At 59.4% G+C, this 26,611-nt stretch carries 34 protein-coding genes; all 34 read right to left on the bottom strand.

Annotation, left to right across the window (positions count from 1 at the left end; genetic code table 11):
- Positions 1–3: 3 nt before the first annotated feature.
- A complete protein-coding gene (locus BMY98_RS23455; RefSeq protein ID WP_074892765.1) occupies positions 4–666 on the bottom strand; it encodes a hypothetical protein in 663 nt (220 codons plus the stop codon).
- On the bottom strand, positions 663–1,031 hold the full coding sequence (locus BMY98_RS23450; RefSeq protein ID WP_074892764.1) for a hypothetical protein: 369 nt from the start codon (positions 1,029–1,031) through the stop codon (positions 663–665). Before BMY98_RS23450 ends, BMY98_RS23455 begins: the two co-directional genes overlap by 4 nt.
- Positions 1,028–4,597: a TipJ family phage tail tip protein gene (locus BMY98_RS23445; RefSeq protein ID WP_074892763.1), complete on the bottom strand. Its 3,570-nt coding sequence runs from the start codon at positions 4,595–4,597 to the stop codon at positions 1,028–1,030. The genes BMY98_RS23450 and BMY98_RS23445 overlap by 4 nt, the downstream gene beginning before the upstream one ends.
- A 57-nt stretch (positions 4,598–4,654) precedes the next feature.
- On the bottom strand, positions 4,655–5,239 hold the full coding sequence (locus BMY98_RS23440; protein WP_074892762.1) for a tail assembly protein: 585 nt from the start codon (positions 5,237–5,239) through the stop codon (positions 4,655–4,657).
- A 425-nt stretch (positions 5,240–5,664) separates the two neighbouring features.
- Positions 5,665–6,420 carry a C40 family peptidase gene (locus tag BMY98_RS23430; RefSeq protein WP_074892760.1) on the bottom strand — a complete coding sequence of 252 codons (756 nt, stop codon included), beginning with the start codon at positions 6,418–6,420 and terminating at the stop codon, positions 5,665–5,667.
- A 2-nt stretch (positions 6,421–6,422) separates the two neighbouring features.
- Positions 6,423–7,172: a phage minor tail protein L gene (locus BMY98_RS23425; RefSeq protein ID WP_074892759.1), complete on the bottom strand. Its 750-nt coding sequence runs from the start codon at positions 7,170–7,172 to the stop codon at positions 6,423–6,425.
- A 7-nt stretch (positions 7,173–7,179) separates the two neighbouring features.
- The gene (locus tag BMY98_RS23420; RefSeq protein WP_074892758.1) at positions 7,180–7,518 is read right to left on the bottom strand and encodes a phage tail protein; all 339 of its coding nucleotides are present in this window, start codon (positions 7,516–7,518) and stop codon (positions 7,180–7,182) included.
- Positions 7,508–10,375 (bottom strand): phage tail tape measure protein, encoded by a 2,868-nt coding sequence (locus tag BMY98_RS23415; protein ID WP_074892757.1) that lies wholly within the window; start codon positions 10,373–10,375, stop codon positions 7,508–7,510. The genes BMY98_RS23420 and BMY98_RS23415 overlap by 11 nt, the downstream gene beginning before the upstream one ends.
- Positions 10,376–10,378: 3 nt before the next feature.
- Entirely contained in the window at positions 10,379–10,609 is a 231-nt protein-coding gene (locus tag BMY98_RS23410; RefSeq protein WP_074892756.1) for a phage tail assembly protein T, read from the bottom strand.
- On the bottom strand, positions 10,606–11,040 hold the full coding sequence (locus BMY98_RS23405; protein WP_074892755.1) for a phage tail assembly chaperone family protein, TAC: 435 nt from the start codon (positions 11,038–11,040) through the stop codon (positions 10,606–10,608). Before BMY98_RS23405 ends, BMY98_RS23410 begins: the two co-directional genes overlap by 4 nt.
- 9 nt (positions 11,041–11,049) lie before the next feature.
- Positions 11,050–11,778: a phage tail tube protein gene (locus BMY98_RS23400; protein WP_074892754.1), complete on the bottom strand. Its 729-nt coding sequence runs from the start codon at positions 11,776–11,778 to the stop codon at positions 11,050–11,052.
- Positions 11,779–11,864: 86 nt separating this feature from the next.
- On the bottom strand, positions 11,865–12,230 hold the full coding sequence (locus BMY98_RS23395; protein ID WP_074892753.1) for a DUF3168 domain-containing protein: 366 nt from the start codon (positions 12,228–12,230) through the stop codon (positions 11,865–11,867).
- Positions 12,230–12,673 (bottom strand): HK97-gp10 family putative phage morphogenesis protein, encoded by a 444-nt coding sequence (locus BMY98_RS23390; RefSeq protein WP_074892752.1) that lies wholly within the window; start codon positions 12,671–12,673, stop codon positions 12,230–12,232. Before BMY98_RS23390 ends, BMY98_RS23395 begins: the two co-directional genes overlap by 1 nt.
- Complete coding sequence (locus tag BMY98_RS23385; protein WP_074892751.1) at positions 12,666–12,998, bottom strand: phage head closure protein; 333 nt, start codon at positions 12,996–12,998, stop codon at positions 12,666–12,668. Before BMY98_RS23385 ends, BMY98_RS23390 begins: the two co-directional genes overlap by 8 nt.
- Positions 12,998–13,288, bottom strand: coding sequence for a head-tail connector protein (locus tag BMY98_RS23380; protein WP_074892750.1), 291 nt, complete (start codon positions 13,286–13,288; stop codon positions 12,998–13,000). Before BMY98_RS23380 ends, BMY98_RS23385 begins: the two co-directional genes overlap by 1 nt.
- Positions 13,288–13,635, bottom strand: a complete 348-nt coding sequence (locus tag BMY98_RS23375) for a hypothetical protein (protein ID WP_074892749.1) — start codon at positions 13,633–13,635, stop codon at positions 13,288–13,290. Before BMY98_RS23375 ends, BMY98_RS23380 begins: the two co-directional genes overlap by 1 nt.
- A 56-nt stretch (positions 13,636–13,691) precedes the next feature.
- On the bottom strand, positions 13,692–14,894 hold the full coding sequence (locus tag BMY98_RS23370; RefSeq protein ID WP_074892748.1) for a phage major capsid protein: 1,203 nt from the start codon (positions 14,892–14,894) through the stop codon (positions 13,692–13,694).
- On the bottom strand, positions 14,891–15,532 hold the full coding sequence (locus BMY98_RS23365) for an HK97 family phage prohead protease (protein ID WP_074892747.1): 642 nt from the start codon (positions 15,530–15,532) through the stop codon (positions 14,891–14,893). Before BMY98_RS23365 ends, BMY98_RS23370 begins: the two co-directional genes overlap by 4 nt.
- On the bottom strand, positions 15,519–16,733 hold the full coding sequence (locus tag BMY98_RS23360) for a phage portal protein (protein ID WP_074892746.1): 1,215 nt from the start codon (positions 16,731–16,733) through the stop codon (positions 15,519–15,521). Before BMY98_RS23360 ends, BMY98_RS23365 begins: the two co-directional genes overlap by 14 nt.
- A gap of 2 nt (positions 16,734–16,735) precedes the next feature.
- Entirely contained in the window at positions 16,736–18,415 is a 1,680-nt protein-coding gene (locus BMY98_RS23355; protein ID WP_074892745.1) for a terminase large subunit, read from the bottom strand.
- Between the two features lie 3 nt (positions 18,416–18,418).
- Positions 18,419–18,907 carry a terminase small subunit gene (locus BMY98_RS23350; protein WP_074892744.1) on the bottom strand — a complete coding sequence of 163 codons (489 nt, stop codon included), beginning with the start codon at positions 18,905–18,907 and terminating at the stop codon, positions 18,419–18,421.
- A 163-nt stretch (positions 18,908–19,070) separates the two neighbouring features.
- Complete coding sequence (locus BMY98_RS23345; protein WP_074892743.1) at positions 19,071–19,412, bottom strand: HNH endonuclease; 342 nt, start codon at positions 19,410–19,412, stop codon at positions 19,071–19,073.
- 247 nt (positions 19,413–19,659) lie between these two features.
- Entirely contained in the window at positions 19,660–19,848 is a 189-nt protein-coding gene (locus BMY98_RS27460; RefSeq protein ID WP_074891356.1) for a hypothetical protein, read from the bottom strand.
- Positions 19,808–20,194: a hypothetical protein gene (locus tag BMY98_RS23335; RefSeq protein ID WP_074892742.1), complete on the bottom strand. Its 387-nt coding sequence runs from the start codon at positions 20,192–20,194 to the stop codon at positions 19,808–19,810. The genes BMY98_RS27460 and BMY98_RS23335 overlap by 41 nt, the downstream gene beginning before the upstream one ends.
- Positions 20,191–20,520 carry a phage holin, lambda family gene (locus BMY98_RS23330; RefSeq protein ID WP_074892741.1) on the bottom strand — a complete coding sequence of 110 codons (330 nt, stop codon included), beginning with the start codon at positions 20,518–20,520 and terminating at the stop codon, positions 20,191–20,193. Before BMY98_RS23330 ends, BMY98_RS23335 begins: the two co-directional genes overlap by 4 nt.
- Positions 20,521–20,722: 202 nt before the next feature.
- Entirely contained in the window at positions 20,723–21,286 is a 564-nt protein-coding gene (locus tag BMY98_RS23325) for a hypothetical protein (protein ID WP_074892740.1), read from the bottom strand.
- A gap of 3 nt (positions 21,287–21,289) precedes the next feature.
- Positions 21,290–21,481 (bottom strand): hypothetical protein, encoded by a 192-nt coding sequence (locus BMY98_RS23320; RefSeq protein ID WP_074892739.1) that lies wholly within the window; start codon positions 21,479–21,481, stop codon positions 21,290–21,292.
- 2 nt (positions 21,482–21,483) lie between these two features.
- Complete coding sequence (locus tag BMY98_RS23315) at positions 21,484–21,810, bottom strand: hypothetical protein (protein WP_074892738.1); 327 nt, start codon at positions 21,808–21,810, stop codon at positions 21,484–21,486.
- Complete coding sequence (locus tag BMY98_RS23310) at positions 21,807–23,096, bottom strand: tyrosine-type recombinase/integrase (RefSeq protein ID WP_074892737.1); 1,290 nt, start codon at positions 23,094–23,096, stop codon at positions 21,807–21,809. Before BMY98_RS23310 ends, BMY98_RS23315 begins: the two co-directional genes overlap by 4 nt.
- A complete protein-coding gene (locus BMY98_RS23305) occupies positions 23,093–23,401 on the bottom strand; it encodes a hypothetical protein (protein ID WP_074892736.1) in 309 nt (102 codons plus the stop codon). The genes BMY98_RS23310 and BMY98_RS23305 overlap by 4 nt, the downstream gene beginning before the upstream one ends.
- Entirely contained in the window at positions 23,398–23,814 is a 417-nt protein-coding gene (locus BMY98_RS23300) for a VRR-NUC domain-containing protein (protein ID WP_074892735.1), read from the bottom strand. The genes BMY98_RS23305 and BMY98_RS23300 overlap by 4 nt, the downstream gene beginning before the upstream one ends.
- A gap of 419 nt (positions 23,815–24,233) precedes the next feature.
- Positions 24,234–25,028 carry an ATP-binding protein gene (locus BMY98_RS23290; protein ID WP_074892733.1) on the bottom strand — a complete coding sequence of 265 codons (795 nt, stop codon included), beginning with the start codon at positions 25,026–25,028 and terminating at the stop codon, positions 24,234–24,236.
- Entirely contained in the window at positions 25,018–25,974 is a 957-nt protein-coding gene (locus BMY98_RS23285) for a DnaT-like ssDNA-binding domain-containing protein (protein ID WP_074892732.1), read from the bottom strand. The genes BMY98_RS23290 and BMY98_RS23285 overlap by 11 nt, the downstream gene beginning before the upstream one ends.
- A 199-nt stretch (positions 25,975–26,173) precedes the next feature.
- Positions 26,174–26,611, bottom strand: a 438-nt coding sequence (locus BMY98_RS23280) for a phage regulatory CII family protein (RefSeq protein WP_342742133.1), incomplete at its 5' end; no start/stop codon positions are given.

Here is a 26,611-nt window from a genome sequence, read left to right as displayed (position 1 = left end):
CGGTCAGGAGACCAACCGCGCGCATAGAAAGGGACGGTTGCCGGGATCTGCAGTCCAGGCTGTTGTAGCGACGCTGTACATGATGATTCGGTTATTCGCGTAGTCGACTCCAAGAGAGCAGGAGCCGCCGGCGGCCTGGTTGTAGCAGTACATTGTGAAAGGATTCAGCGAAACGTACTCGCCAGGCCCGAGTGATTTGGCAATGGTCCAGAGCCAGCGCCTGCCAATCGCGAGGTCCTCGAAGCCCGCATAGGTCCAATTCCCGGCTGCGAATGTGACAACCACGGCAGGAGCGCCGCTGTCGTAGACGAGGGTGCCGGCAGAATTCCAAATGCGCATACCAAAAGAGGCTGTACTCATTGAGGCCCAGGCTGCGGCAAAATAGAGTCCGCTCAAGCTGCCGTTGACGTTCGAAGCCTTCATCGAGAACCCGGTCCAGTTACCCGGGCCTCCGGTGAACAAGACAGAAAAGGGGACCTGGATAGCGCCGCCATCAGGCCTGACAAAAACAAGGGGCGGGTCGACACTGGTGACGGCGCGCGGGAACGTTACGTTCGCTGTTCCGTTTCCGGCGTAACTCCCTTTCGTAAGCACGCACAGCCTCGGCGTTTCAGCGTCGATCTGAACATAGCCGCTGTCGTTGATGCACAAGACGCCGTAACTCATGCTCCCCACCTTATTGCGTAGGCCTTGACGACGACCTTGGTTTGGTTGGTGTTGTTGAGGTTGGCAGCAGGGTTAGCAGACCTGACCGTTACCTGGTTCATCGCTACAGAAACATAAGGGTAGGCCCGTGTATTACCTGTAGGGTCGCCCTCGCTTGATTGGATGTCCTGCGCCCTTGTCGGGATCATCATGAACACGCAGTTCGCTGGATTGAAGCCCGGTATGTTTAGGGTGTAGATCGTGGCGGTGTTGCCGCTGGCCATGCTGAAATCGACAACACCCTGCCAGATCACCTGATAAGTGAAGGTCGGCGTATCCATGACCAGATTGCCGTTTTCGTCCCAGACTCTCGCGCCGTAACTCATGCGTCCAGATTCCCCCACTGATAGCGCTTGACGCCGTTCTGATCGAACACCTTGCCGCCAGAGCCGTTGATAACCTGACGTCCTCCCCCGCCAAGCGGAGTATTGATCTCGAAGGTTCCGTCTTTATTGAGGATCCATCCAGACTGCCCGGCAATGTAATTGGTCGAACTGATATAGCTGCCGATTTTTGCGTTGGTAATCGTGCCGTCCTGGATGAAGGTTTGGCCCAGGAACAGCTGGCCGCCCTGAGACACAAATGGGGTCGAAATCGCCCCACCTGCCAACGTGTTTACCAAGGCGAACCGATCGGCCGACATCAGGATTTGGCTTTGAAGTCCGGCACCGGTGTTCTCGATGCCAACGCCGATACCTGCCATCACATACTGGCCGTTGGAGTTGACTTGGAGCTTCACCGTGTAGGAGGCCGAAACCTTGCCGTCCAAGGTTGTTACGGCCTGGCTCGTTTGCTGAACAGCTGCTGTGTTGCTGCCCACCGCTGTCGAGAGCTGCGAAATGGCTGTCGCAGTCGAGGACTGGTTGTTGCTCACCACCTGGCGCAGATCCGTCACCTGGGCAACGTTATCGCCTACCGTGGCGGTTAGCTGCGTCACCGTCCTGGCTGTGGCCTCGTTCTCGGTCGCGCGCACTTGCGACTCCGTGACGATACTGGCGGTGCTGCTCCAGCCCTTCAAGGCGTCAGCAAGCTCGCCCTCGCCATTGTCGTCGCGCACCGATGCCCTGAGCGCCTGCACACTGCTGGCCTGAGCCGTAACAGCACCGTCCAGATCGGCGATATCTGCGGTGTTTGAGTTCACCTGCTGCGCCAGCCCATTCGCCGATTGCACCACCTGTCCAACGTCCAACCAGTAAGCGATGTTCGGCGGCGGGGTATTGATCGGGACGTTCTGAGTCGCCTGATAAATCCTTCCGCCGCCGACAACCATTTGCCCGATGAGATAGGTCTGATCCCCCTTGTAAGCAGACAGGCCGTCGAGCGCATCGATCTGGTCCTGCAGGTCGTCAATCTTCTCGATCTTGGCCAGCAGGTCCTGGCCCAGCTCTGTCTCGCCGATTTGTCCCGCGATCATGTAGAGGATCGGACCAGCCTCGGAACTGCTCTGCCCCATCACGCCAATGCCAGTCGGGTACCACGGGCCGATATTCCCGGAACGGTCGACCAGTCGTGCCCAGAAGAAGAACGTCACGCCAGCCAGAAGGCCCTGCATGTTGTACTCGGACTGCGGATAAGCCAGGTCGCTGAGCTTTGTGGCCGCAGCCCGGTCCGTGGTCGGGCCGTACCAGATCTCGGTGCGCTGGGTATCTGTCGCACCTGGTGGGAAAGTCCACTTGAGGTGGATGCCGAAGATCAGCGCCGAGGCTGTCAGCGAGGTCACCGCCGGCGGCAGGCCCTCCTTGCCATTGAGCTGGGTCAGGATCGAGCTGCGCCATACCGAGGAGATGTCATAGGCGCTGACTGCCCGGACGCGCGCCAGGTAAGCCCCGGAATAAATACCGACGATATCGACGCTGGTTGCGCCGGTGCGCTGCACCTTGATCCAGTTGCCATTGTCCTTGCGCCACTCGACGTCATAGCCCACCGCGCCGTTCACCGCGGGCCAGGCGATCGTCATGGTGGTGACAGCGAGGCCCTGCGCGATCGCAGTGGTCGAAGTCAGCGTAACGCTCGCCGGCGCCGGAACTATAGTGATCGGAATCACGCTGATTGGGCGCTCCTCCAACCGCGCACCGGTGTCGATATAGGCGAACTTGCCGGGCTCGAACTGCAGCGCTGCTATTTCGTAGTCGCCTTCTGTCGTGCGCTTTCTGCTCAGCACTCGATAAAGCGGAATCGCCAGGTCATCGGCATCAATCGCCCATTGCAGCTGAACCGTTGGAGTCTCGCTGTATGCGGTTGTAACCGTGACGGCGCGTCCGGTAACTGACTGCACTGTGCGGCCTTCCGCCTTGCCGCTTGGCAGGTTGATGATCAGCCTATCGCCGGCCTTCGCTTGCGTGTCGCGGTCCAGCGTCACGACCCGACCAGCAGCAGCTGATATGCGGCCGCCGATCTCGCGCCCGGCGAGCAGCGAATCCGCGATTGGGATGATGTAGCCAGGCAGCGGGATCTCGCCTTCCATGCCTGTTTTGAATGTGACGGTCCGATCCTGGTTGTTGCTCATCACCACCCACTTACCGCGGCGCTGAGCTTCGGACGCCCGGGTGCAGCCAATGGCGCTGATCTCGACCGGCTTGTCGCCAAACCTGCGCTGCAGGACGGGATCGGAAAAGGCGGTGACGTCGGTGTCGTAGTTGTTCGCCGGGTTGTCGTAACTGACGATTGCCCGGGTGTAGCGGGTCTGCGATGAGGCACTTCCGTAGGCGAACTTGCCATCAATCACGTTGGCCCGGGTGAACACGTAGTCGAAGTCCTGCGTGCGAGGCATGTCGGCCTGCATCACGATCTGGCCTTCGGCCCAGTAAGTCATCCCCCGGTAGATCGCAGAGATGTCGCGCAGCAACGTCCACGCCTCGGCCTTGCCCTGCAGATTCATGTCGCAAAGGAAGCGGGGCTCTTGACCGCCCACACCGTCCGGCACGAGTTGGTCGCAGTACTGCGCGATGCGGTAGAGCTCCCACTTGTCGACCATGAACGGCTTGATGCGCTTGCCCAAACCGAAACGGTCGACAGTGCAAATGCCGAATGTCACCCAGGCTGGGTTGTTGGTCCATGCCGATTTGAACGTGCCGTCCCACGTGCCCGTGTAACTGCGCGCGACAGGGTCATAGTTGCTCGGCACCTGCCACTTGCGGCCGTTGCAGTCGACCGTGACGGCTGGAATGTTCGTGAACTGCTCCGCGTCGAATTCGATATAAAGCAGCGCGGTGTTCGGGTATCGCAGCTTTGCATCGATCACGCCGGTATAGCCGGCGATCAGCATGGTGTCCGCGATTTTGTTGGTGTTCTGCTGGTTCGGCGTTAAACGCCGGACCCTGATCTGCCAACCAGTGGTGGCGGCAGGCAAGTCGATACGGCGCGAGCGCTCGTAGCGCGTGGTGGTCTTGCCGTCAACGGCTTCGAGTAGCACCTGCTGATAGGCGCCACCGTCCGTAGAAACATCGACGGCGTACTCGATCCGATATCCGCCTACGTTACCGCTGTCATCCTGTCGCTGAAGTGCAGGCCACGCGAAGCGCAGACGCACCGCCGACAGCTGAGGATTGGTGAGCGATCGAACCCATGCAGTGTCGCTGCGCAGTTCCACGTTGACGGTCGTCTCGTTCTCGACCGAGGGAATACCCTGGATGTAGGACTGATCTACAGCGCCGCTGCGCCACTCCCATTTCACGTTCGGGAAGTTGACGTTACCGCTCGCGTCGTTGATCGGCGTGTTGTCCAGGTAGATGTTGGCTGCGGTGGGCACCCCGTCGAACTCACCTTCGCCCACAGCGATCAGCAGCTTTGCCAAGTTGGTCGAGCGCAGGCTGTCCACGGCCTCGGTTGGTGCTTTTGGACTGCTACTTCCGCCCTTCGCGCCATGGATGTCGATTTGCTCAGCTGCGCCCATGCTTTTCTCCAGGCATAAAAAAACCGCCAATTGGCGGTCAGGTCTTCCAGTTCATGATCAGGTTTTGTCTTCGGCGTAGATTGAGGCCGAGATGATCGCCCCTCCCCAGCGCCGCCGTCCGATGCAGATCGGAACCGGGTTGCCGCTGGCGGTCGTATTTTTGGCAGAGCCGAAAGCGTACGAGGGCATATTTTCCGGCGCCGCGCTTTGGCTGAGTCCCGAGGCCTGCGGGCTCAGCATTTGGATGACACCGCCGGCGAGTAAAGCAATTCCCGTCGGAGCCAACGCCGGAAACCAGATACTGGCGACCAGTATTACCGCGCCAAGCACCGTTTGTAGAACTCCAGCACGTTTACTGCCGTGCAGCACTGGTGCGATTTTAAGCTCTCGAGTACCACCCATCTCGAGCCCATCGACGCCTACGTTGCGCCCGTTACGGAAGACAGCGAACCTCATTCCAAGCCGGGCGAGCCGTCTGACTTCCTCTTTGAACCCAGGTATGGTGCAGTTCAGCGCCTTAAGAGCCTCCCACGACCTCCCGCTATCCAGCTGCCTTCTATGAACCTTCCCGAACTTTTTCCGAAGTGGGCCGGTGAGAATGATTGTCGTGACGGGATCGAAGTGAGCCGCTGTTGCAGTCATGTTTGCTCCGGGCATTAAAAAACCGCCCTGAGGCGGCTTCGTATGTTGGTTATAGGCAGGACCGGACCGCAGACTCCACAGCGCTCCTGCCTGGCATGATTGACCACGCCATGCGTTGATGCAGTACGACCGAACTTCCTTTCGTGGTCTTTACGATATCTAGCATCTCATCAGCCATGTTATTGCTGGCTATGAGAAGCCGATACCCGTTTTCGGTTTCAGACATAGAGGCGTCGGTCCGGGCGTCTTGCCATTTTGGGAAAACGCAAAGGGCGTAGCGCTTGGGGTCTTTGGCGGTAGTGGCGGAAAAGCTAGGATCGTTCCGCGCCAAGTCACCCGGGCCGACGCAACCAGCCAAAAGGGCGACTGCCAGCGCCCCTATCAAAATTCGCATGATGATCCCTCACATTAAAAGCCCGAGGGTATCACCGGGCGTCCCGATGGCGAAGTATCAGCCGAGTTCGCTCGTGCCAGGGGCCGCCGAAAATGACGATCTCGGATGGCCGACCGTAGATGTGATGGAGCAGGAACGGACCGGCGCCGTACACGGCGGTAGGCTCGCCAGGCAAGTTCGGGTCTGAGCCGAGGTAGATCCCGGCGTGGTTCGGATGCTTAGTCCGACCAACATCCATAACGATCATATCGCCGCGCTGTGGAGTGCCGACCCGCTCAAATCCGGCAGCTTCGTATGCTTGCTCATAAAGGCTAGGGCCATCGGCATGCTCCCACCAACCGTCCTCACGCTTGAAGGTGTCGAACTCCAGCCCCCACTCGCGCTTGTACCAGTCAGCGCAGACCTGCCAACAATCCCAGGCTCCGTGCACAAACGGCCGGGCCAGCAGCGGTGTATTCCCCGTGGGAACGACAGTTCGCAAATCGCCTTCAGGCCAGCTGAGAATATGCCAGGGCAATTCCGTCGCTTCGCACATTGCCAGATCACGCGGAGACGGCCTGCTCGTGGCGTCCGGATGCGAGTGGACTATGCCAATCACCTGGCCCATGTCTTCGGCGGCGGCGAAATCCTCCGGCGCGATCCGGAACTCTTCGCAGGGATCGTATGCGTTGTTCGTGCACGGGATGTACTGCTGCTTGCGCCCGATGCTGATCAGCAGCCCGCAACACTCCCGTGGGTACTCGGCGGCGGCGTGCGCCTGAACCGCCTTCAGAATGTGTTTAAGCATGATCAGCTCCTGGCGATCAGCGAAACCGCAGGGAAGCCGCCGAAGGGCGACTCGTTTCCCTTGCCCCATCGGACTTCACAGCCTGTGGTGTAGAGGCCGTTGCATTCGTCGAGCTCAGGGTCAGCCGTTGCATTGCCATCCTTGTCAAAATACGGGCCGGTGTAGCCGCAATTCGGCCCGCGATATCCACCGGTTAGGCACCAGTGGCACAACGTCGTCATCTGGCGGCCAATCGACTCCCCGCCCACATCTCCCGGGCTGGCCAACTCCCACGAAACCGTTTCGCCGTCTTCGTTCGTTTTCTGGTCGACATACCAGACCTCAATCGATTCCTGAGTGGGATCCGTCTCCGGGTTGCCCCCGGGAAAATTCTCCGAGTCGATGTAGCGCGCCAGCGTGTGCCGCATCGTCAGCTTGAACTGAAGCAGGTCGTCAAAGGCGAGGCACAGCGCAGTGATCCGGCCATTGACGTTGCCCACGGAAAGCGTCGGGCGAACCGCAGTGCCGTCCCCGTTCGCCTGGATGCCGTCGATCTGCATAGGCCACGCGCCGTACTCCTCCCCTTGCCACCAGATCGCCTTTGCCGGCAGTTGATCGGCATCGGCGCCAGCAGCGATCAACTCGGCGGCCGTGTACGGGATGGAGTGACCGTGAAACCGCAACACATCCGCGCCGTAATCGCTGCCGTCCAGTTCGAAAAGCAGCACTTCACTGCCAGGCTCGAGAACCTGGATATCTTTGATGAGTGGCATGTGTGTCCTAAGGAAGGAATGACTGCGTGAACGTGGTCGACAAGGTGAAGAAACCGGCGCCGTTGGGAGAAACCGCAGGGGCCGATGCGCGGAAGAAACTTTTCTCCCCAAGCGGCGGGGTCCAGAAAAATGACTTGAAGCCGCCGTGCCTATCCAGAAAAGCTTTTATCTCGAGCGCATCAGGCTCGCGCACGACAAAGGTAAGAGCCCATGCGTCGACCTTGTTGTTTGGGCCGTCCCCCACTACCTGCTCATAGCCATTGCCGAACTTGCTGGATCGATTTCGGTATTCCGGGGTGCTCGAAGCGCCCAGCCTCGAGCACCAATCGAAGGTTTCAACGGCCATTTATTGCTCTCCAGATGGTGCCGCCCGTTCTGAGCTCCTCGGCAATTGCCTGCTGGGCTCCGCGCTTCGCTGTCTCTGCGTACGCCTTGGTGACAGCCTGCATGTCCTGTCCGGATGCGTCATTGCTTGCGTCTGGCACTGTGAAGTTCTGCTGAATAACCACTGGAGAGCCCATATTTGCCGGACCAGTGCCGGCAGACGGTCCAGAAGCCAGCCCTACGTAACCACCATCGGCATAGCCGGGCTTCCCGGACTTGTTTAGACGCTCCAGGTACTGGCGCATCCCCGGCTGCTGAACCACTTCTTTGCGGATTACGACCTCGCCGCCGTGAACGACGCCCATCGGCTCGTATTTCCCGCCGTCGCCGGTGTAGCCGCCATCCCAGTGATTGGCGGAAAGCCAGCTTTGGTAAGCAGCACCCGAATAATCAGAAGCAGCGGCCCCGGTGCCTCCAGTCGACCCGCCGAAGTAGGCGCCAGCAGCGGTCGTGGCCAGGCCCAGCAGCGCGCTGCCTCCCGATGTGATGGCCTGGCGTGCGGCGATTCGAGCAAGGTCAGCCAGCACCGATTTGGTGAAATCGGCAATGGAGGCCTTGCCGGTCATGGCGAAATTAACGACGGTGTCTTCAAGCCCGCTGAACACGCCGGTGAACAGGCTTTTGGTCTGTCCAGCGACGTCCTTGGCGCTTTGCAGATAGTCCTGATATGCCGACGAGGCGCCTACGGTCCAGTCGCTCTGTGCCTTGTCCACATCGACGTAATATTGCCGCTGCATCGCCAGGCGCTGATCCAGCGCGCTTTTTAGCGATGCTGTTTCCTTGTCATAGAGCTCGGTGCTGAACTGGTCCTTTTTGCTTTTGTTGTAATCGGAGGTCAGCTTGTCCAGCTGTGCCTGATACGACTGCTGGATGTTTTGCTGTTCCTGCAGTCTTTGCTTCTGCACATCGCCCAGCCCGGCGCCAGCGAGATTGTTGTCCAGACCCTGTTTCGCACTTGCGAGCTGGCTCTGAAGGTTCTCGTCGAAAGCAGCGAGCTTGCGCCGTGTCTCTAGAGCCTTTTCCGACAGCGTGTTTTGGGTTTCAAGCGCGGCGTTTCGCTTGAGCTGCGCGGTGATCAGATCCTTGCTCGCCAGCAGCGACTGCTGGTCCGCGGTAAGCGTCTTCTTGCCTTTGATATCGGCGAGCTGCTGCTCCCACTCGACGAGCTTTTTCGCGTTCGCGCCAAGTTGCTGGCTTGCGGCAGACTGGTCACCGATCAGCGAGTTTTGCTGCTGCAACACCGCGTATTGTTGCCGCGCCGAGTCCAGCGCCTTGGTGCCGGCGTCTTCCTGATATGCCTTCGGCTTTTTTGGATCGGCATCTTTGTACGAGGGGTTATCGCGGATCGCCTTGTAGGCCGCCGTTTCGTCCTCTGCCGAAATCTTGTATCCCGCAGCGCGAGCTTTAGTGATGCGGCGCTGCTCATCCTCGAGCGCCTTGTTCATCTTCTGAGTTTTGGTGAAGTTCGCTTCCCGCGCCTTCTGGTATTCCTCGAATGCCTTGCGGCCCTCGGTCTGGGCGGCAGCATTATCCCCTTCAGCCTTCGTGGACGAGGTCAGCGCATCTCTTTGCTTGATCAACAGATCGAGGCGTGATTTCAGAAACCGCGTGGAGTCGCTGCCTTCGCCAAGCGAGTCGGGGAACATCTTCGCCAGGACACCGTTTTTGCGATCGTCGAGCAGCTTCTGCGTGTTTTTGATCTGAGCGTCGAGAGAGCTTTCACGGCCCACGCCGACAATCTCGTCCCACGCCTTTTTCGCGGTACCTGCGAGAGAGGCCCAGGCGGCTTCCAGCGTGCCGAGGTTCTCCTTGATTTTGGCGGATCGCTGTTCCAAAGCACGGGCATAGGCATCTTCAGCGACAGCCGCGGCGCCCTGTTTGTCGCCATTTTCCTGCAACGCTCGAACTTGCTCGTAAACCGAGGCGGTGAGGAAGTGGTACTTATCGTCGAGCTCCCCGAGGGTTTTCACGGGGTCCTTCGCGATTTTTTCAAACTCGGCGATTGTTTGCTCGGTCGCAGCGCCGGTAGCTTTCTCCCAGTTGATCGCCGCCGATGCGATCTTCTCGAAGCTTGCGCTTGTGATATCGCCAGCGCCGGCGAGTTGCGCCAGCACCTCCGCCGCCTTGCCAGTGGTGGAAACCGTCGATCCAACGCGCTCAGCCATTCCTGCCAACTGATTCGCACTTGTTCCAGCGGCATTGCCAGTGCTGGCCAACGCGACCCTGTAGGCCTCTGCCTCCTTTGATCCTTGGTAGTACGCAACCCCCAGCACTGCCGCAGCGGCCGCGGCAAGAGTGAATGGGTTGACCAGGCCGAGGACGTAACCGCCAAGTGCTTTAGCAGCCGGGCCGACGCCTCCGAAAGAGTCCTTCAACTGTCCACCCTGCTGCAGCAATATGCTGAGGGGGTTCTGTCCAGCCTCAAGGGAGGTGACGATGTCAGTGACCTGTGCGGGAACAGTGCGAAGCGCTGCCGCATATGCCTTCGCCGACTGCCCACCGATGGCCATTTCGTTGTTGCTTTTACTCAGCGCCGATCGTTGCTCATTGAGCTTGGAGAGGTAGTCTTTGAAGTCCGGCTCATCAAGACGCCCAGCTGCTCGGTGCTTGCGCAACTGGTCTTCCATCTTGTCCAAGCGGCCATATGCGGCGACAACGGGCTCGATCTGGCCTACAAGTTTGTCGAGCTGGCCGGCCTGATAAGCGGCTTCCTTGGTCGCCGACTTCAGCGCGCGCTGCGCACGGTCCATCCCCTTTTCAAAGCCGCCGGTGTTCGCCACCAGGTCGACCGTCAACTGGCCGAGCGAATCAACAGCCATAAATCACCCCTTCACGCGTTGCAAGAGCGCCAACAGATCCTGCGGCGTGGCAGCTTTCGGGGCGTCTTTAAAACCGCGATCCGGCATGAAATCCGAAAACTTGGCTTTACCGCCCATGACGTTGTTGAACACAGTGGCCAGCAACGCAAAACCTTCATCGAGGCGAAGGCCCAGATTCAGTGAACCGGTTTGAAGCCGGTACCGCATCCAGTCCATCGCCTCAACGTAGGTCATTCTTTGCTTCGCTTCCGCGATCGTGGTGCCGAGGACGATGGCAAGCTCGTGCCAGAGCTCTTCCTCGGGTTGGATTTTTTTTCGAGCGTGCCCTCCGGCACCTTGTTGACATCACCGATCGCGGCGAGCAACACAATCGCCAGCTCCGCGCAAAGAGGGCCGTGACCTGTTTCTGGTCCGCCGACCACGTCCTCGACGGTGAACACCGGCACGCCGTCTTTGTCGGTGATGCAGGAAGCAATGCGCTGAGCGGCCAGGTCGCCGCCGCGATCCTGCGCATCCCAGCGCTGGGTCAGCGAAATGAACGACTCCTGAAGCACGTACACGGTGGCCTTCTGCGGTTTTCCGTTGGAGTGCCAGCTGACTTCCTTCTTCTGCGGTGCCGCGATGAAAGCGCCGGCCGCCTTGAGCGAAGCGATATTCAGATCCATGAACGTTCCTTATGGCGCGGTCTTGGCGACCAGAACGGGCTCGCCCGAGACCTGGATGCCAACGGTAGATTTGACGACGTCGCCCAGGCCGAACGTGAACGGGAAACTGTTCATGTAGCCTTCGAAGGTGAGCCAGGTGCGGGTGTTTGGCAGGTCGAAATCGATCTCGGTTTCCACCAACGCCCGAGCCGTCGCACCGGTACCAGATCCACCTGTGAGCGCCACGGTAGGTGCGCTGGTGTAGCCGGCGCCTTCGTTGGTGATGGTGAAGCCAGTAACTTTGCCGTTCGCGATCTGGGCCGTCGCCGTCGCGCCAGTGCCACCGCCGCCAGTGATAGCCACCGTAGGAGCAGTGGTGTAGCCGGTGCCCGCCGAGTTCAGCACCAGCGCTGCCAGACCACCTGGCGTGCCGATAAGAGGCTGGATGCCTTCTTCGGTGTCGAAGTTGTAGCCGTCCGACCAGCCAACAACCCACTTGAGCTTCGTGCCAGCGGTCTTCAACTGGTGAAGGCGCAGGTGAACCGGGTTTTTCGGGTCGATGTTCAAGCCGAACGACGCGGAACCTGGCTCAGCAAGACCGGCCTCGTATTCACGAGCTTTCGATTTGGTACACGTCACGTCAACTTGCGCGAGCGAAGTGTCGATGCCATCAAGCGTGGTGAAGCAGCCCACATCGAGGATGGTGTTATCAGCCGGGTCGATGGCGAAAAGCTCCGTGCCCTGGACATTAATGGTCAATTTGTTACTCCCGATTTCCTGCGAAATCACTTATTGGCGGGCATAAAAAAACCCGCCGGAGCGGGTCGTTCTTTCAGGTTTTCCGGCTATGTACTCACCAGCCAGGCAACATCGAAACCTTTGCGGTAGTTCTTGGTGACGCTGTCCACGGTGTCGACGCCGAACCCGGTGACGTAGGCCCGCCGGCCGATGGCTTTGCGCATGGCAGACACCACCGCGTCTGCCGATACTGCCGTCGCGGCGTAGACATCGATCTGCAGTCCGTACCGGTCTATTTCGGGCTGCCCGTTGATGTAGTTAAGGGGAGATCCGCTCACCACCTGCCAAACCGCATACGGCTTGGCGACGTCCTGCGGAGCTTCACCGTGCGGGTAAAGCCGGAGCGGGCTTTCGCCGAGCAGCGCGGTCACAGAAGGATCGGCTTTGCACACCTGGGTAATGGGCGCCAGCATCAGTTCACCCCAAGCTTGAGCAGTTGGTACTTGGCTGAGCTGAGAAACTCCTTGAACAGGGCCTCCCGGTTGTTGGCCAGCGCCGGACGCAGGAACGGCCGCGCGCGGTTTTTCTCGGTGCCGAGCTCGACCCACCACCAATAAAACGTGTTGCCGCCGCCCTGCCCTTTTTTGCGCTTACGGACACCGACCGACATCACCACCGCGCCAACCTCAATGCCGATCGCCTTGCGCTCAACGAGCGCGAGGTTTTTCGGGATGAAGTTGGATGTCTCGGGGTCATCTATCCGCGCTGCGCGGTCCTTGGCATCCGCGAGAACGATCTCCATCGCATCCTTGGCCGCCGGCGTGACGACCTTGCGGCGCATCTCCTCGGTCAGCCCGCGAAATTTGGCGGACAGCTCCTCCGTGCCCTTGAGCTTGTACTCGACCCAATCACCCATCGTTCGTGCCCTCGCTGGCTGGGAAGGTCAGGTACTCCTTGCCGGAAACGGGATCTCGCAGAATTCCGTGCAGGTTGTAAATCCTGCCGTCATGGCGAGCACGCATGGTGGCGTCGAAGCCTTCCCGGTACCGGACCACGATCCTGCAGGTGACCTCGGATTGAGTCGACTGCGCGGAAATGAACTCGCGCACGCTTAAATCCTTGACCGCGGCCCAGACGGTGGCGAATTCAACCCAGCTCACCAGCTCTTCGTTCGAAACGGGGTCATTGGTGACGACCTTCTTTTCGAAGGTCACCCGGTGTCGCAGCTCGCCAGCTTTCATCAGAATTGCTTCCTGTACCAAAGCAGACGGCCTACAGCCAAAGGCACTTCGGTGAGCCCGGACGCGACCGCCTCACGGTTGGTAAACCAATGCCCCACAAGCAGCAAGACCGCCTGCTGCACGTCCTTGGTCAAACCCATCTCCGACGGCAAAACCGGCGTTTCGACCAGGACGCGATCGCAATGCTGCTCCACGTGGGCCAGCGCGGCGTCGAGATACCCCTGGATCAAGTCGTCTTCGGCGTCGTGGTCGACCCTCAGGTGCTTTTTCACCAGAGATAGCTCGATCATCACTTCGTCTCGGCCAGAGCCTTTTGTTCCGCTTCCAGGCGTTCGGCCTCCAAGCGCTCCGACTCCAGACGTTCGGCTTCCAAGCGGTTGGCTTCTTCTTCAGCGGCAGCCTTCTCGGCAGCGGCCTTTTTCTCCGCCGGCGTGGCAGGCTTGGTTTCCTTGGGTTTCAGGATTTTTGACTTGCCATCACCGCCCACTTCAACCACGAGCTTTTTGCCGATCAGCGTGTGCGCGTACTCGTCATCAGCGTCTTCAAACACCTGGCCGCGCTTCACTTTGGCGGATTCGACACCCTCACCAAGCAACGCCGCGTTGCCGACGAAGCCCCACAGAGCTTTAATTTTCATGCTGCCTCCAGAAACGAAAAGGCCGGCGTTATGCCGGCCCTATGGGAAAACGCCAGTTACGCGGCGGCCTTGAAGGTGCCCTTCACCAGCGCTTCCTTGCGGCGCACGCCCAGACCGAGACGCTCTTCCACCAGCAGCGCGATCTCGTTGCGGATGAACTGATCGTTGATCAGGCCCATCTTGAACTGGAAGCTCATGCGGTCGAACAGAGTGGAGGAGCGCGCAAAGTTCGCGACCAGGAACTCGCCGCCGTCGTCAGCGTCGCCTTCGTCCATGCTGTCCGAAGTAATCACCGGACGGCCCCACAGGATCGGAGTGACCAGACCTTGCAGGTTGGCGAAGAGGTAGCGGTTTTCGCCGTCCTTCTGCAGCTCGATGTTCATCCAGTCCAATTCGGTCATAACGACGCCATCGGCGGACATCTTCGACTGCTTGCGCACCTGGTAGATCGCACGACGGACCAGATCGATCGCCGTGTCGCCAGTCTTGCTCAGCGCCGTGTTGTAGTTGGTCGCCTGGGTCATCAAACCATTCAGGTTTTCGCCAGTGCCATCACCTTTCAGGATTTGCGCTTCTTCCTCGAGCTTGAGGTCGTAACGCAGCAACTGCTGCAGATACGCGAACATCTGAGGCACGTCAGAGAGCACCTCGTCCGTGGCAGGCATCCACACCGCGATCTTTTTCACCCGGTCGGTTTCGGTGGTGAACGTGACGTTGCTGGTCGGCTTCAGGCCACCCTCGGCGACCGGCGCGGCACCACGGGTGTGCACGTTCTCGCGGAAGTAGGTGTAGCTCTGGCCGGAGACCGGGATCGTGGTCAGCAAATCGCGGATGCGCAGTTCCTGACGGATACCAGGCTGGATCACCGGATCGTAGATCGGCGCAACGAGCCCCACGCTGGTGAGCTTCATTTCCTTCATGCCGGCCAGGTCGGATTTCTTCACCTCGATTTCAGCCTGGCTTACCGACTTCTGCTTCAGCGACTTGTAGTTTTCGTCACCGCCGATCAGATCGATGAACGACTTGCCCTCGCCCGGGCCGCCGCGCAGCTTGACGCCCTTCTGCTCCAGGTCCTGCACCTGGTCGATGACTTTTTGAAGGTCATCCTTCTGCTTCTGGATGTCTTTTTTCAGCTCGGTGGCAACGGTGTTGCCCTTCTCGACTTCCGCGATCGCGGCGTCGTATTTGGTCTGCAGGCCCTGGAAGCCAGTCTTGAGTTGCAGCTCCAGGGAGTCCTTCAGTTCTTTCACTTCGCTCATGGCGATACTCCAAAATGATGAGTAAACAAGGTGGAAAGGTCTTTCAGCTCTTCCACGATCGCCGTGGCCTCGCTGCCGCCATCACGGCGCAGCGCGGGGTAGCCGAGCGAAGCGACTGCCGCCGCTTCTTTCTGGGAAAGCCCCATGCGTTCGCGCAGGGCGTTCTCGAAAATTCGAATATCGGATTTGACGGTGAGGACCTGGGCCTCGGGGTTCATACCAAACGGCACAAACGAGGCCTCCCACAATTCGGCCTCCTTGATCACCCGAACGCGGCGGCCGGCACGCTCTTCAAAGTCCGCTTTGATGGTGTTGAAGCCGATCGACATGCTGTCGAGGATCTCGGACTTCATGAGCTCGTAGGCATCGCGCGCGTAGCTGACTGCCAAGTTCACTTTGCCCTTCAGCAGCAACCCGTGATCGTCCTGGATGTAGTCGGCCAGGCCAACCAAGCGTGTCAGGTCGTGGTAAAGAGCCAATTTCAGCTTGCCACCGCGGGTCGTTTTCACTTTGGTGAACGCCCCTGGCAGGATCACGTCGTCGCCGAGGTCAACGTTGTTGAAAACAGCGGCATAGCCTTCGAAATTACCGGCGTCGTCGACCGCCTTGAGCTCAAACGGGACTTCAAGCTTCGACATTTTTTGTCATCTCCCACCGGGTGACCTGGTTGTATTCATCGCCTTCGAGCGGCATCTCGTTCTCTTTTTCGCGAACTTCGTTGATCGACATCCACCCAGAGCCGCCCGATCCGCCGAGGGCCGCCTGGTAATAGGAGGCGCGACCAGCGCTGTCAGCGCGCAGCAGGCCTTCAACCTTGAATTCAACGAATCGGGATTTTTTTCGATAGACCTTGTCGTTCAGCTCATCCTCGACGACATCGATATAGGGCTTAAGCCCGAAGGTGATGTAGCCGGTGAGCTGCTGCTCAAGGTTGGAGCCCATGATCGAGGTCTTGCCGGCCCGGTTGGCCAGCCAGAGCGGCACGCCGTAGATGCCGGCGAGTGCCTCTTCCTGGAACTGTTGTGACTCGATGAACTGGGCGTCACGCTGGCTCAGCCCGGCGGGCACGATCTTAGGATTGCCCTGCAGGATGGCCATCTTGCCGATGTCGTCGGCGTCCCCCTTACGCACGTCCGGGAACTTGGCCATGATCTGGGCTTCCTGCTGTTTGTTCAGGAAGTTTTCATAGATCACATAACCGCCAGTGAATCCGCCTTTGCGCATGAAGCGCGACGACCACTGCTGGCCGGCCTTCGCCAGTCCCATCGTTTCTGCCTGGTACTCGATCGGGGAAAGCCCGACGATGCCGTCCAGGCTGAACAGCTTGAAATGCAGCATGTTCTCCGGTGAAACCGGGAATCTGTCGCTGTTCTTCGGCGTCACCCAGTACACCAGCTCGTCATCGGTATCGATCGACACCATGTCGAAGCTCAACGGCACGAATCCAATCGCCTCGCCGTTTCGATTGCGATCAATCAACGCAAACGCATTGCCCCGGAGCGCCATGTTCACGACGACGAACTTCAGGAAGTTCAACATCGTCATGTACGGGTTTGGCTTTTTCAGCAGCTTCAAAGCGCTGTCACTACCAGTCACCTGCTTGCGCCCACCCTCCCCGTCGTCGAAAAGCTTCAGAGGTAAACCACTGAGCGATTCAGAGAGGATCTTCACGCAGGACCAGACCATGCTGATCGACAGCGCAGTCTTGGTGGTCACCTTCACGCCGGATTTTGTCGTCTTGCCGCCGACCTCCATGTCGAGCTCGACATAGTTGCCTGTCACTGGATCGGTGTAACCGAAGAAGTTCCAGGTGCTCGGGTTGTACCAACGAAATGCCATGGTCAGCCTACTAGTCCGAAAAATCCGTTATTGAGGTAGTCGTCCATGCCGCCCTTCGCTTCTGGGTTCATGGAAAGCAGCGAAACGGCGTTGAACGTGGCCATGAGTGGATCGATTTTCGCGGTCCCTGAAGCCTGCTTGGTGATCAGGAAGGCGTTCGCCGAGGGCACTCCCTTGGCATTGCCGCAGCTCCAGGCCATGAGCGGCTGCCCGCAGTGCAGCAGCGCGCCCTCCGCAAGCTTGCGCTCAGTGGTTTTGATGGCGCCTGTGAGCTTCCAGCCCTGTGAAATACCGATGATCTGGCTCTCTTCGATGCCGACATCGGCCAGTGCGTCGAGGACTGCGCCGATCCCGGCCGGGTCAAGACCGACCTTGTCCAGCAGGCCGGCCTGATTGATTCGGGCGACGATGGATGCAAGGTGCTCGACGTCATCACCGATCTTTTCAACCAGCGTGAGGTCGCCGACCGCGGCCAGATCCTTCAGCCGCGGTGCTTCCGACTTTCGCCGCTCCAGTACCGATGGGTGTGCATATGCGTGGGCCCAGTGCAGCCAGGTACGCGAGTCGCGAACCCGGCCCATCACGGCCAAGCCGAGCAAGTCGTCGAGTCCGCCGCCGTCGACACCGACCTCGACGACCTCGCACTGCTCGAGCAACGAATCCAGCGTAAGACCCGCCAGCGCCTGCGGCTCCCAGAAGTCAGCACCGACCCAACTGTCGGACATCAGCGCCAGGCCGATCTCGATGTTCAGGAACTTGGCGAGGAAGCCCCGAATCTCGGCCTCGCCATCCATTTCGGCCTGCATAAACAGCCGTTCAAGGGTCGGCCTGTCCACCGAGTACCCCATATTGGGGTTCACCAGGTGGAAGTTTTCAGGGCGGCGGGCCTCTCCGCTCTTGATCATGTCCTGAGGGAATTCGTAGATGACGGCCAAAAAGCGTGGATCGTTGATCCGCCCATCTCGTACGCCCCGGGCATAACTCAGCTTCGACTTGAAAATGCCCGCCGGCGGTTCGTTCGATTGAGTCGTCAGCCAGATAATGAAACCTTCTGGCCGGGACAGCAGGCCGCCAGTGGCTTCGCGGATCATGTCCGGTGCTTTGACGTTCTTGCCGAACAGCCAGGCTTCATCGATCAACACGCCGACCGCTTTCTTACCGCCAACCACGTCGCTATCGGCCGCTACCACCTTCAGCGTGGCGCCCGTCTCGCGATGCGTGATTAGCTTGAGGTGGGGTTGGACGTGAAGCAGCGCGCTCAGCTCCTCGTCATGCTTGACCATCGACGCGCACGGCTTGAAAGAGTTGTCGGCAATCTCCTTGGTCGGTGCCAGGATGATGAACTCAGCCTCGAGGCGCCAATTCCGGATCAGCGCGGTCAGCATGATTGCGGCCGCGATCGTCGACTTCGAATTCTTCTTCGGGATGCAGAGGAAATACTCGCTGATCAGCCTGACGCCGGTCGCGCTGTCGTAACTGCCAAAGATGGCGCTGGCGAAGTCGAGCACCCATGTCGCGCACGCCGTTTCAATCGTTGGCGCGCCAGGTGCGTCGACGATCTTCAACGACCGGAAAACTTCGAGGCCCTCCTCCGCCTCCGATGGGAACAACGGCGCCGGAATGATGGATTTTTGCGCAGAGAGGCGCCGCCACCAGTCCGGGCAGGCAGTTGTCCATTGCATGGGCTACCTCGGCACGACGGAGAGTGGCGGTTTCCCTGCCGAATACCGGCCCTTGCCAGCTTCTTTTGCTGCATCGGCCTTCTGTTCTTTCTTCCCGGCTTCGCCTTTTTTGCCGTGTACATACGGCACGGCGGTCTGGGCGGCGTTGCGGCGGTCGAAAACTTTCGCCTTCGGCTCGTTCATCAGAGCCAGCAACCAAACCAGAGGGTCTTCGGTGTCCGGCAGGCAGTCGAGATACTCGCCGCCCCCCTCTTCGGCTTCAGGGTGCTGGTCGTCCGTCTCGGCACGCTGTTTACGTTTGCGCTCAGGGTTAACACTCAGCTCCTGTCGCTTCGCCAGAATTGCCGCCGTTATTTTGGGGTCATTTGCCCACCTCGAACCGGCAGCAGATGCCGTCGAGGGCTTGCATCCTGCGGCTTCCGCCGCTTCTTTGTTTGACGCGCCTCGGGCTTTCGCGTCAACAAACTGTTGTTGCTTGTCTGTTAACACCATTAACAAAAAACCTCGGGGTCGGAATAAAAAGTGTGAATGCGATCGGGCGCGGTCTGGAAGGGATTGACCCCCTATATTTAGACCCCCCCCCCTCATAGGGCTAGGCTATCGCACCATTTTGGTGCGTATTCGAATGGGAATCGGTCGCATTGACGACGAACGGTCAGGCGTATCGGGCTGCGTCTGCCTCTTCCGCTTTCTTGACCGAGTCATGGCAGGTCTTGCACAGGGTCTGCCAGTTGGATCGAGCCCAGAACAGCGTCATGTCGCCTCGGTGCGGGACGATGTGGTCAACGACCGTGCCTGAGGTCACGCGGCCTTCGCGATCACAGTAGGCGCAGAGCGGGTGAGCGTTGAGCCATCCCTCTCGAGCCTTCTGCCACTTGTATCCGTAGCCACGCTGGTGTGCTGTGGTCTTGGTCGCGCGCCACGAGTCGGTGTTGACGCTGACGAGACGATCAGACTGAGTCTTGACCCTGCTTCCCAGCGTCTTCAGCCTTGCCATCGCGTTTAGTCCCTTCGTTGGTGGGGTTGCTGCTCGTCATCTGGCGGAATCGATCAGCTGCTATGGCGATCCACTTCTTGGCTCTCGCTCGGCGCGCAGCGCATCCGTCACAACTCATGTCTTCACTCAACTGTGCAGGTCGGCCACTTGCTGCGCGCGAATGACAATGCACCCGCGTGGTCGTGATCTTCCTGCATGATCATGGGGAATGGTGGGTAGCCCGGCACTGTGACGTACCAGGACTTCTTCACTTGCTTTGGCTGCGCACGATCTGCGCATCGACCTGGTCAGCGCACGTGTCGAGCAGCTTGATGGCTTGGTCCTTCAGCTCCCACACGTCGCCGTTGTCACGCAGATCGGTATCGTCTGCATTGACCCGCTCACATGGGATCAGCTCAGGGGCTTCCAGCCTTATGGCTGTTGTCTTTGTTACCACTTGCGGCTTTGCCGCGCAGGCCGTCAGGCAAAGGCTGAGCAGCCCAATCACGAACAGGTTTGCTGTTGCGCTTGAGATCATCGAAATCCTTCTTGGCCTTTTTGGCCTTGTCTTCGCTGGCTTTGATGCGCTTGGTGAGGTCCGCCGTGTAGTCAGCATTTCGCTTCGCTTCCGCGCGCAGCGTGGTGATCGTGGCCTGGCTTTCGAGGTTGGCGGCCAAAGCGTCTGTCTTGGCTTTGGTCTCGACGGACATCTCGCCCCGGAGCGCGACAACCCGGTACTGCTGCAGCCCGATCAGAAGGACGGCCACTAGCACGATGATGAATCCTGATGCGAAAGCTTTCATGCTGAGTCCGCCTTGCGACCGAGGAACCTGATTATCAGCTCGCGAATGGCCGTCACTCCGATGAACCCAATGGCGCCGCCGGCGGCGACGGACAGGCTCGACGGCCAGGCCATCCACTCAATGACGCTGCTGGCTGAAAGGCTCAAGGCGCCGCAGATCAGAGCCTCAAGCACGACCCGCCATTTGTTGGCCTCTTTGCCTTCGTAGAGCACGCGCAATAGGGAAACAGTTGCGGCCATAACCGCTCCTTGCCACAGCGGGTCACTGAGTTTCAGTCGAAGCCATTCCCAGGCCTGGGCCCAGAGGTCGGGATCTTTATCTAGCATGACGGCTTCCGACTGCCTCCCTGCCGGGAGAGGAAAGAATCGGCTGCAGCGGCACTCCCAGCTCGGAGCGATGGGTGTGGCTGAGCCGAAAACGAAAAAACCCGGCGCGAGGGCCGGGTTTTTGATGTCTGAGTGTCGTTGCGTATCACCGCACGCAAGATCGACATGATGGGGTTAATTTACGGCCAAACGGCCATCATGGTCAAGCGGCGTCTACGAAGATTTGTTCCGCGTCGAAGATATGCGTTGCATGGATCACGGCCGCCTCCTCAAGTTGCTCAAGCCGCTTGTGTACCCCTGCTCTCCAATTTCGGCGGGTGCGCTCTGGCGAAGCACCCACGTCCCAGGTGTTCATGTCGTAGAACTCGGCAGGCAGGACAATCATGTCAGTGGAGCGCTTGTCCGACTGGATGCCCTTTAGCTTAGGGATTGCCCAGGCCGTCAGCGCCTTATAGATGAACAGCTGCGGCGCTGGCGATGAAATGCGGCTCACCAGACGCCCGATCGCGGCGACCTTGTTGGCCTTGTGCGTTGAGTACTTCGCGACCAGTACGTCCCACTGCGCAGGCTCCAACTGACGGTGCAGAAGCGCATACAGGCAGCAGTCGTAATCGAACTTGTCACGCGGCGACAGGGTGCTGCCATTGCCACCTTGTCGCAGATCGGCATCAATCAGCTTCTGCCAGGACTGCTTCGTGCTGTTGTCGATGTTGTCAGCGGCCAGCACGCGCACCAGGGTACCCATCACATCTTTGTACATACCCATCGCTCACCCCTCCGCTTTTGCGTTAATTACTCGGCGGCCTGCTCGTGCCAGCACCATGTTCTGGCATGTATGAATCGCCCTGCAAAACTCATCGCGCTCCATTGGATGCTCGATTGGAAGCTTCAGGTACTCGTTCCAGACGCCTCCCAGAAGACCAGCGATGAAAGCTTCGCGGTCAGTCAATTCGATCGGCATGATCAATCCCCTGTGAAGTTCGTGCCGCCGGCGCCGCGGCGGTTGTTCTCGCTGTAATAGGCCATGAGGCCTTTGGGCTCTGCTGCCTTGCAGTTGCAACGATTGCCGAACTGCTCGTAAGCGCGGATCAGGTTGAAGCTCAATTGAGTGACCAGATCCTGAAGCTCTAGCGGCTGGCCGTTATCCTCTCGAACCCAGCCCGAGGCGTTGCAATCCAGGCAGTCCAGATGATGGAAAAGCCCCTTGATAACAGCCTTTCCTTTGCAGGATGGGCATACCGCGAGCGGGATCAATTCCTTGCGGAATGCAGGGCCATGGCTCTTTTTCATGCTTTTGAAACCTCGCCTATGGTTGATTCTTGAATAGGGTTGCAGGCCATATGCGGCGCGGCCTGTAGCGATTTGTCGGAGTCCTCAAATCTAAAGCCGGTCAATCCGAGAATGACGTTTAGCCCCTTGCCGTCTAGATGGCGGTGCCACTTCTCCAACGCGTCACGCTTGCGAGCCATCACGTCGGACTGGATGTAAACCTTCACGTTGTGGCCCATGGCATGGTTGATCAGCAGCTCACCGATCAGGTGGTCGATCCCGATATCAGCCCAGCCTGTGCGGGCCAGCTTGCGGAGGTCGTGACTGGTCCACTCGCCCTTCCCCAGGCGCGTGAACACGGCACTGGCCTGGCTCTCGCTCAGCGGCTTGCCTCGGCGTCCGGGGAACAGGAATGGCCCGGTGTAGCCTCGGTTCTGCTGCACCTGGCGATACAGCATCAGCAGGTGCCGGACAGCGTCGGTCAGTGGCAGGTAATGCTCCACCCGAGTCTTCGTGTCAGCCGCCGGAATAAACCAGACCTGTTCGGCAAGGCTTATGTGGTCCCAGCGCGCCTGGCGGGTTTCACCAATACGGGTGCCATGGCAAAGCATCATCAGCGCCAGGATCGCGTCGTTAGGGATGGGAAACAGCTCACGCAGCAGCAGCTGCAGAAGCTCCTCAATGTGGACACCGCGGAGCCGTGACGGCTTGACGGTGACCTTCGCCTTCGAGAAGTCGCTGAACTTGATCCCGGTCAGCGGATTGCTCGCGATCAGCCCCAACTTGTGAGCCTGACGGAATGCCAGCGCCAGCAGCTGGAAGACCAGCCGCACGTAGTCGATGGACAGCGTTTCTTGCATCGGCCACATCAGCTCACGGTCGAGGAAGGCCTTGTCGATGTCGGTCAGTGCTGCAGAGCCGAGGCGCGGCAGGAGGTGACACTTGATTGCGGAGGCGGCAGTGTCTTTGCGCTTGTCGGAGAGGCTGCGGTCCCGAGACATGCGCTCGGCGTACCACTCCAGCAGCTCGCCTACGATCAGCCACTTCGAGAGGTTCGTGCTAGCGCCGGCGTCCAGGCGCAGACGAATGTCAGGCAGCGCGGCGACGACCTGCTTAACGGACAGGTCCGGGTAGCTGCCGATCCGATTCCACTTACCACGCACCACCAGGAACCACGACGCCCGGGCGCGGGTTTTGGCAAAACGCAGATACAGGCCTCGATGCTCGTAATCCCGAAGATCACGGACCGGGCCGGACGCCTGCCGTTTGATTTCGGCGTCGGTGATCTTCACGGCGGCGGTCGTCATGCAGATACCGCCTTGGCCTTCTGGCCTGCGGGTGCGAAGTCGTCGCGCAAAGGCATCAGGTGTCGCGGCTCGTGGATGCCAAAGCCAAGCTGCACGACCTCGTCTTCGATGACCGCGACCAGATCGTCACCGACCAGCGTCCAGCAAGGGACATCATCGTGCCGGTACACCACACCGTTCGGCGCAACGTAACAATCCCCGCTCTGCACGAATTCACGGAGTTGGCACTGCTTGCCGATGTTCTGGGTCAGCGAGTTGGCACCGACGATGATTGCCAGATCGCCAGCCTTAAATTGATAGTTCATGCGGCCACCACCGTAGGAGCGAGTCGAAGGTAAGCGCGGATCTGCTCCATCGCATCGAAGTGGCCCCGGCACACGATCGCCAGATAGCCCTGATCATTGAGACGGCGGATCCACGCGTGCTGGCTGGCCGACACTGCTGCATCGTTCGGCGCCGTCGCCTTGAACTCGAGGTAAAGGCCGAAGTAACCGCCGCGCGCCATCGGCAGAACCAGATCGGGCACGCCCGCTTTGACACCCTGCCCCTTCAGCTTGATGGCGACCAGCTTGTGCCGGTGCCCACCGTTGGGAACGTGGTAGATCAAGGCGGCCACGGCCGGTAGGCACAGTTCGAGCTCCTTGATCAGCGAGGCCTGCTCCTGGCCTTCGCGATCAACCGGCTTGGCGCGGCTGGCCTTAGGCTTTAACAGCCTCATTTGACTGCGCCTTTCGAGCTGCTCGATTGGGAGAAAGCGAACCCACCGCGACCGTCGTGCAGCACCTTGGCGGTGTTCAGCAGGGCTTTGAGCTGGGACCATGTCATCGAAACAACTCCTGCATATTGGCCGGCTTCACAGCCGTTTCAACTTTGTGGCTTGTGCCAACAGCGACAATCAATGTGAGCGCTGCTATGCATATCCAGATGCGTGATGCGTTCATACAGTGGCCTCCGCGAGGTCTACGACTTCAAAAGTGCTGGGCCACATCAGGCGGCCAAACGACTCGGCAACGCCTCTGCGATCGAATAGCGCGACAGCAGGATCCGGCGGAGTGGACAGATCAATCTTCGAAGAACACGCATAGACCGCGTAACGGAACGCTGCGGGGTCTGGTGTGGCAAGTCTGGATTTAGTCATCAGAAACTCTCCTTGCCGCGCTGAGATTCCCATTCGAACGGAACCGCAATCGCTCCGCCCTCACGCAAGCGGTCAAAGCAGCGCTCTCCCATGGCGGCTGGCAGCATTGCGGCGTCGAGATTGGAAATGACGACCGTCGGCCGCATCTGCTCGTAACGCCCGTTGATGATCGAAAACAGCGTGGTCAGTTCGAAGTCGCTGGGATTTTCTTTGCTCACGCCGATCTCATCGAGAACCAGCAGCGACGGGCCGATAAGGCTCGAGAGAATCTGAGATTCTGTGCGCTCGCTGGTTTTCGAGTACGTCGCACGGATCTCTTGGAGAACCGTGCCGATGGTCCGGTAAACGGCGGTCGCGTCGGTCTTCCTCATGACTTCGGTGGCAATGGCCGCGCCAAGGTGAGTCTTGCCCGTGCCGGGCTTGCCCAGCAGCAGCAGGCAGCGACCTGTTGGTGCGATCTCGAGGAATTTGTCTGCGTATTTTCCGCATATCCTGAGAGCCTCTTTCTGTCCCGGCGACGTCGCGGTGTACCCGGCGAGCGTCTTGCCGGCGAACCGCTTAGGGATCAGGGCCGATCCAAGCTTGTGTGCCAGCTCTTGCCGGGCTTGCACCTTGATTCGCTCCTGCTCTTCGGCCTTGGCAAGGCGCTGGCATTCGGGGCAGGCGGTCTTGAACTCGCGCCCAAAAATCACGTTGACCGTTTGCGGAAATTGCCCGTGCTCATCGCAAACACCTGTCACCTGGCGCGGCGCGGCCGCTGCGCTGGGCATTGCGATTACGTTTTCAGATGCCATAGGTGCCATCCTCCCGCTGCTTGAGTCCGGCGGTGTAGTCGCGCTCAGCGAAACCGTTGTGACGCGATGCCTGGGCCGGCTTGTGGAGGTGGCGAACATTGCTCGCCTTCGCCCGGTCCGACTTCACCCAGGAAACCAGCATCGAAACCCACTTGGTTTGGGGCTGAAGGCCTCCAATGGATTCATGGTGTGCCGTGAATGACGCCATGGCTTCGCGGGTGAAAAGCTCTGGCGATACGCCGAAGTGGACGCAGTAGGTCTTGAGGAGATTGTCGTCAGGTACCCAGTCCAGGGTCATCTCCACTGGCGTCTTTGGGTCGACAGGATCGGTCGAAGCATCCGGTTCGCTATCGGCGCCGTTGTCAGCTGGCAGCGGCGGCTCGCTCGAATCCGAAACTTGCTCGCCGCCAGAGAGAGAGTGGTGTTGATCTTGATTCGGTGAATCAGTGAATCTGGAATCAGGAATCAGCAATCCACAATCAGGAATCAGGGCGTTATCAGACGGTAGGTTCACAGACTCTAACGGTGCTTTAACGTTAAAACCCTGTTCAGACATAAGAACCTTTCGTTGTGAGCCTGCGACGACAACGTTCTTTTTCCTTTCGTTAACAGTGAGATACCCGTTAGCGTCCGGCAAAGTGCTGTCTTTTTCACTGCCATGCGGGCTCTGATGTTTCTGAAAGTTGACGATCTCGATGACGGCCTGACCGGCCACCTGGTAGCGAGAAATGAAGCCAGAAGCGGCCAGACGATTCAGACCAGCATCGACGTCGTAGTCGTCACAGGGCAGGAGCTCAATCTTGATCCGCTTCACCCGATCCTCGAGGCGGCCCTCGCGATCTGCAAGGCACCACAACCCGATGAACATCAGTCGGTCAAAGGCAGGAAGTTCAACCAGCAGCTCATTGATGAACAGGCCTGGCTTTATGTTGCGCGCCCGAGCCATTACGCCTGCTCCTGGAGGTTTTCAGACAGAGCGGCAGTCTCATTAGACGACATCACCTGACGCGTCATTGAGTGCGCCAGATGCAAACCTGACGCATCAGGCCGGGTATTGATCTGGGGGTTATGGGTGTGCATAATCGGACCTCACAAGTGTTGTTGAAGAAGCCGGTCTAGCCACCGGCTTTTTTATTGCCTGCGATTTAAGCCGCCTTGATCGACACCTTGAGAACGTGCAGTGCCTTCTCAGCCTCGGCGATCTCGCGCATGATTCGCGCACGCTCTACCTGGTCGACGCGACCGTCAGCCATTGCGCGGTGCGTCTCGACGGTCACTTCGGAGATTTCCAGGGTTACGTTCCCCAAAGCCTGGTGAACATCGATCGCGGCGGGCTGCTCCTTGGCGACCAAGTCAAAGCCGAACCCGGCAGCGAGCGCCATCAAGGGGCGCATGTCCTGGGTGTGGAGCAGAACGCCGAAGAGATGCTCGATGGTGAGGTGGTGAGCTGCGTTGTCCGGATTGGAGCGCTGCAACAGGCTCACGTGAGCAAGACACATCTTCCCGGCCAGCTCCTCGGCGCCGCTTTCCTTCACCGTCGTGTGGCAGGCCCGCAAGAAATCTTCCATTCGTAAACCCTCAAA

Source organism: Pseudomonas graminis (assembly GCF_900111735.1).
In the GTDB taxonomy this organism is placed as follows: domain Bacteria; phylum Pseudomonadota; class Gammaproteobacteria; order Pseudomonadales; family Pseudomonadaceae; genus Aquipseudomonas; species Aquipseudomonas graminis.
This window is presented reverse-complemented; position numbering and strand designations above follow the sequence as displayed.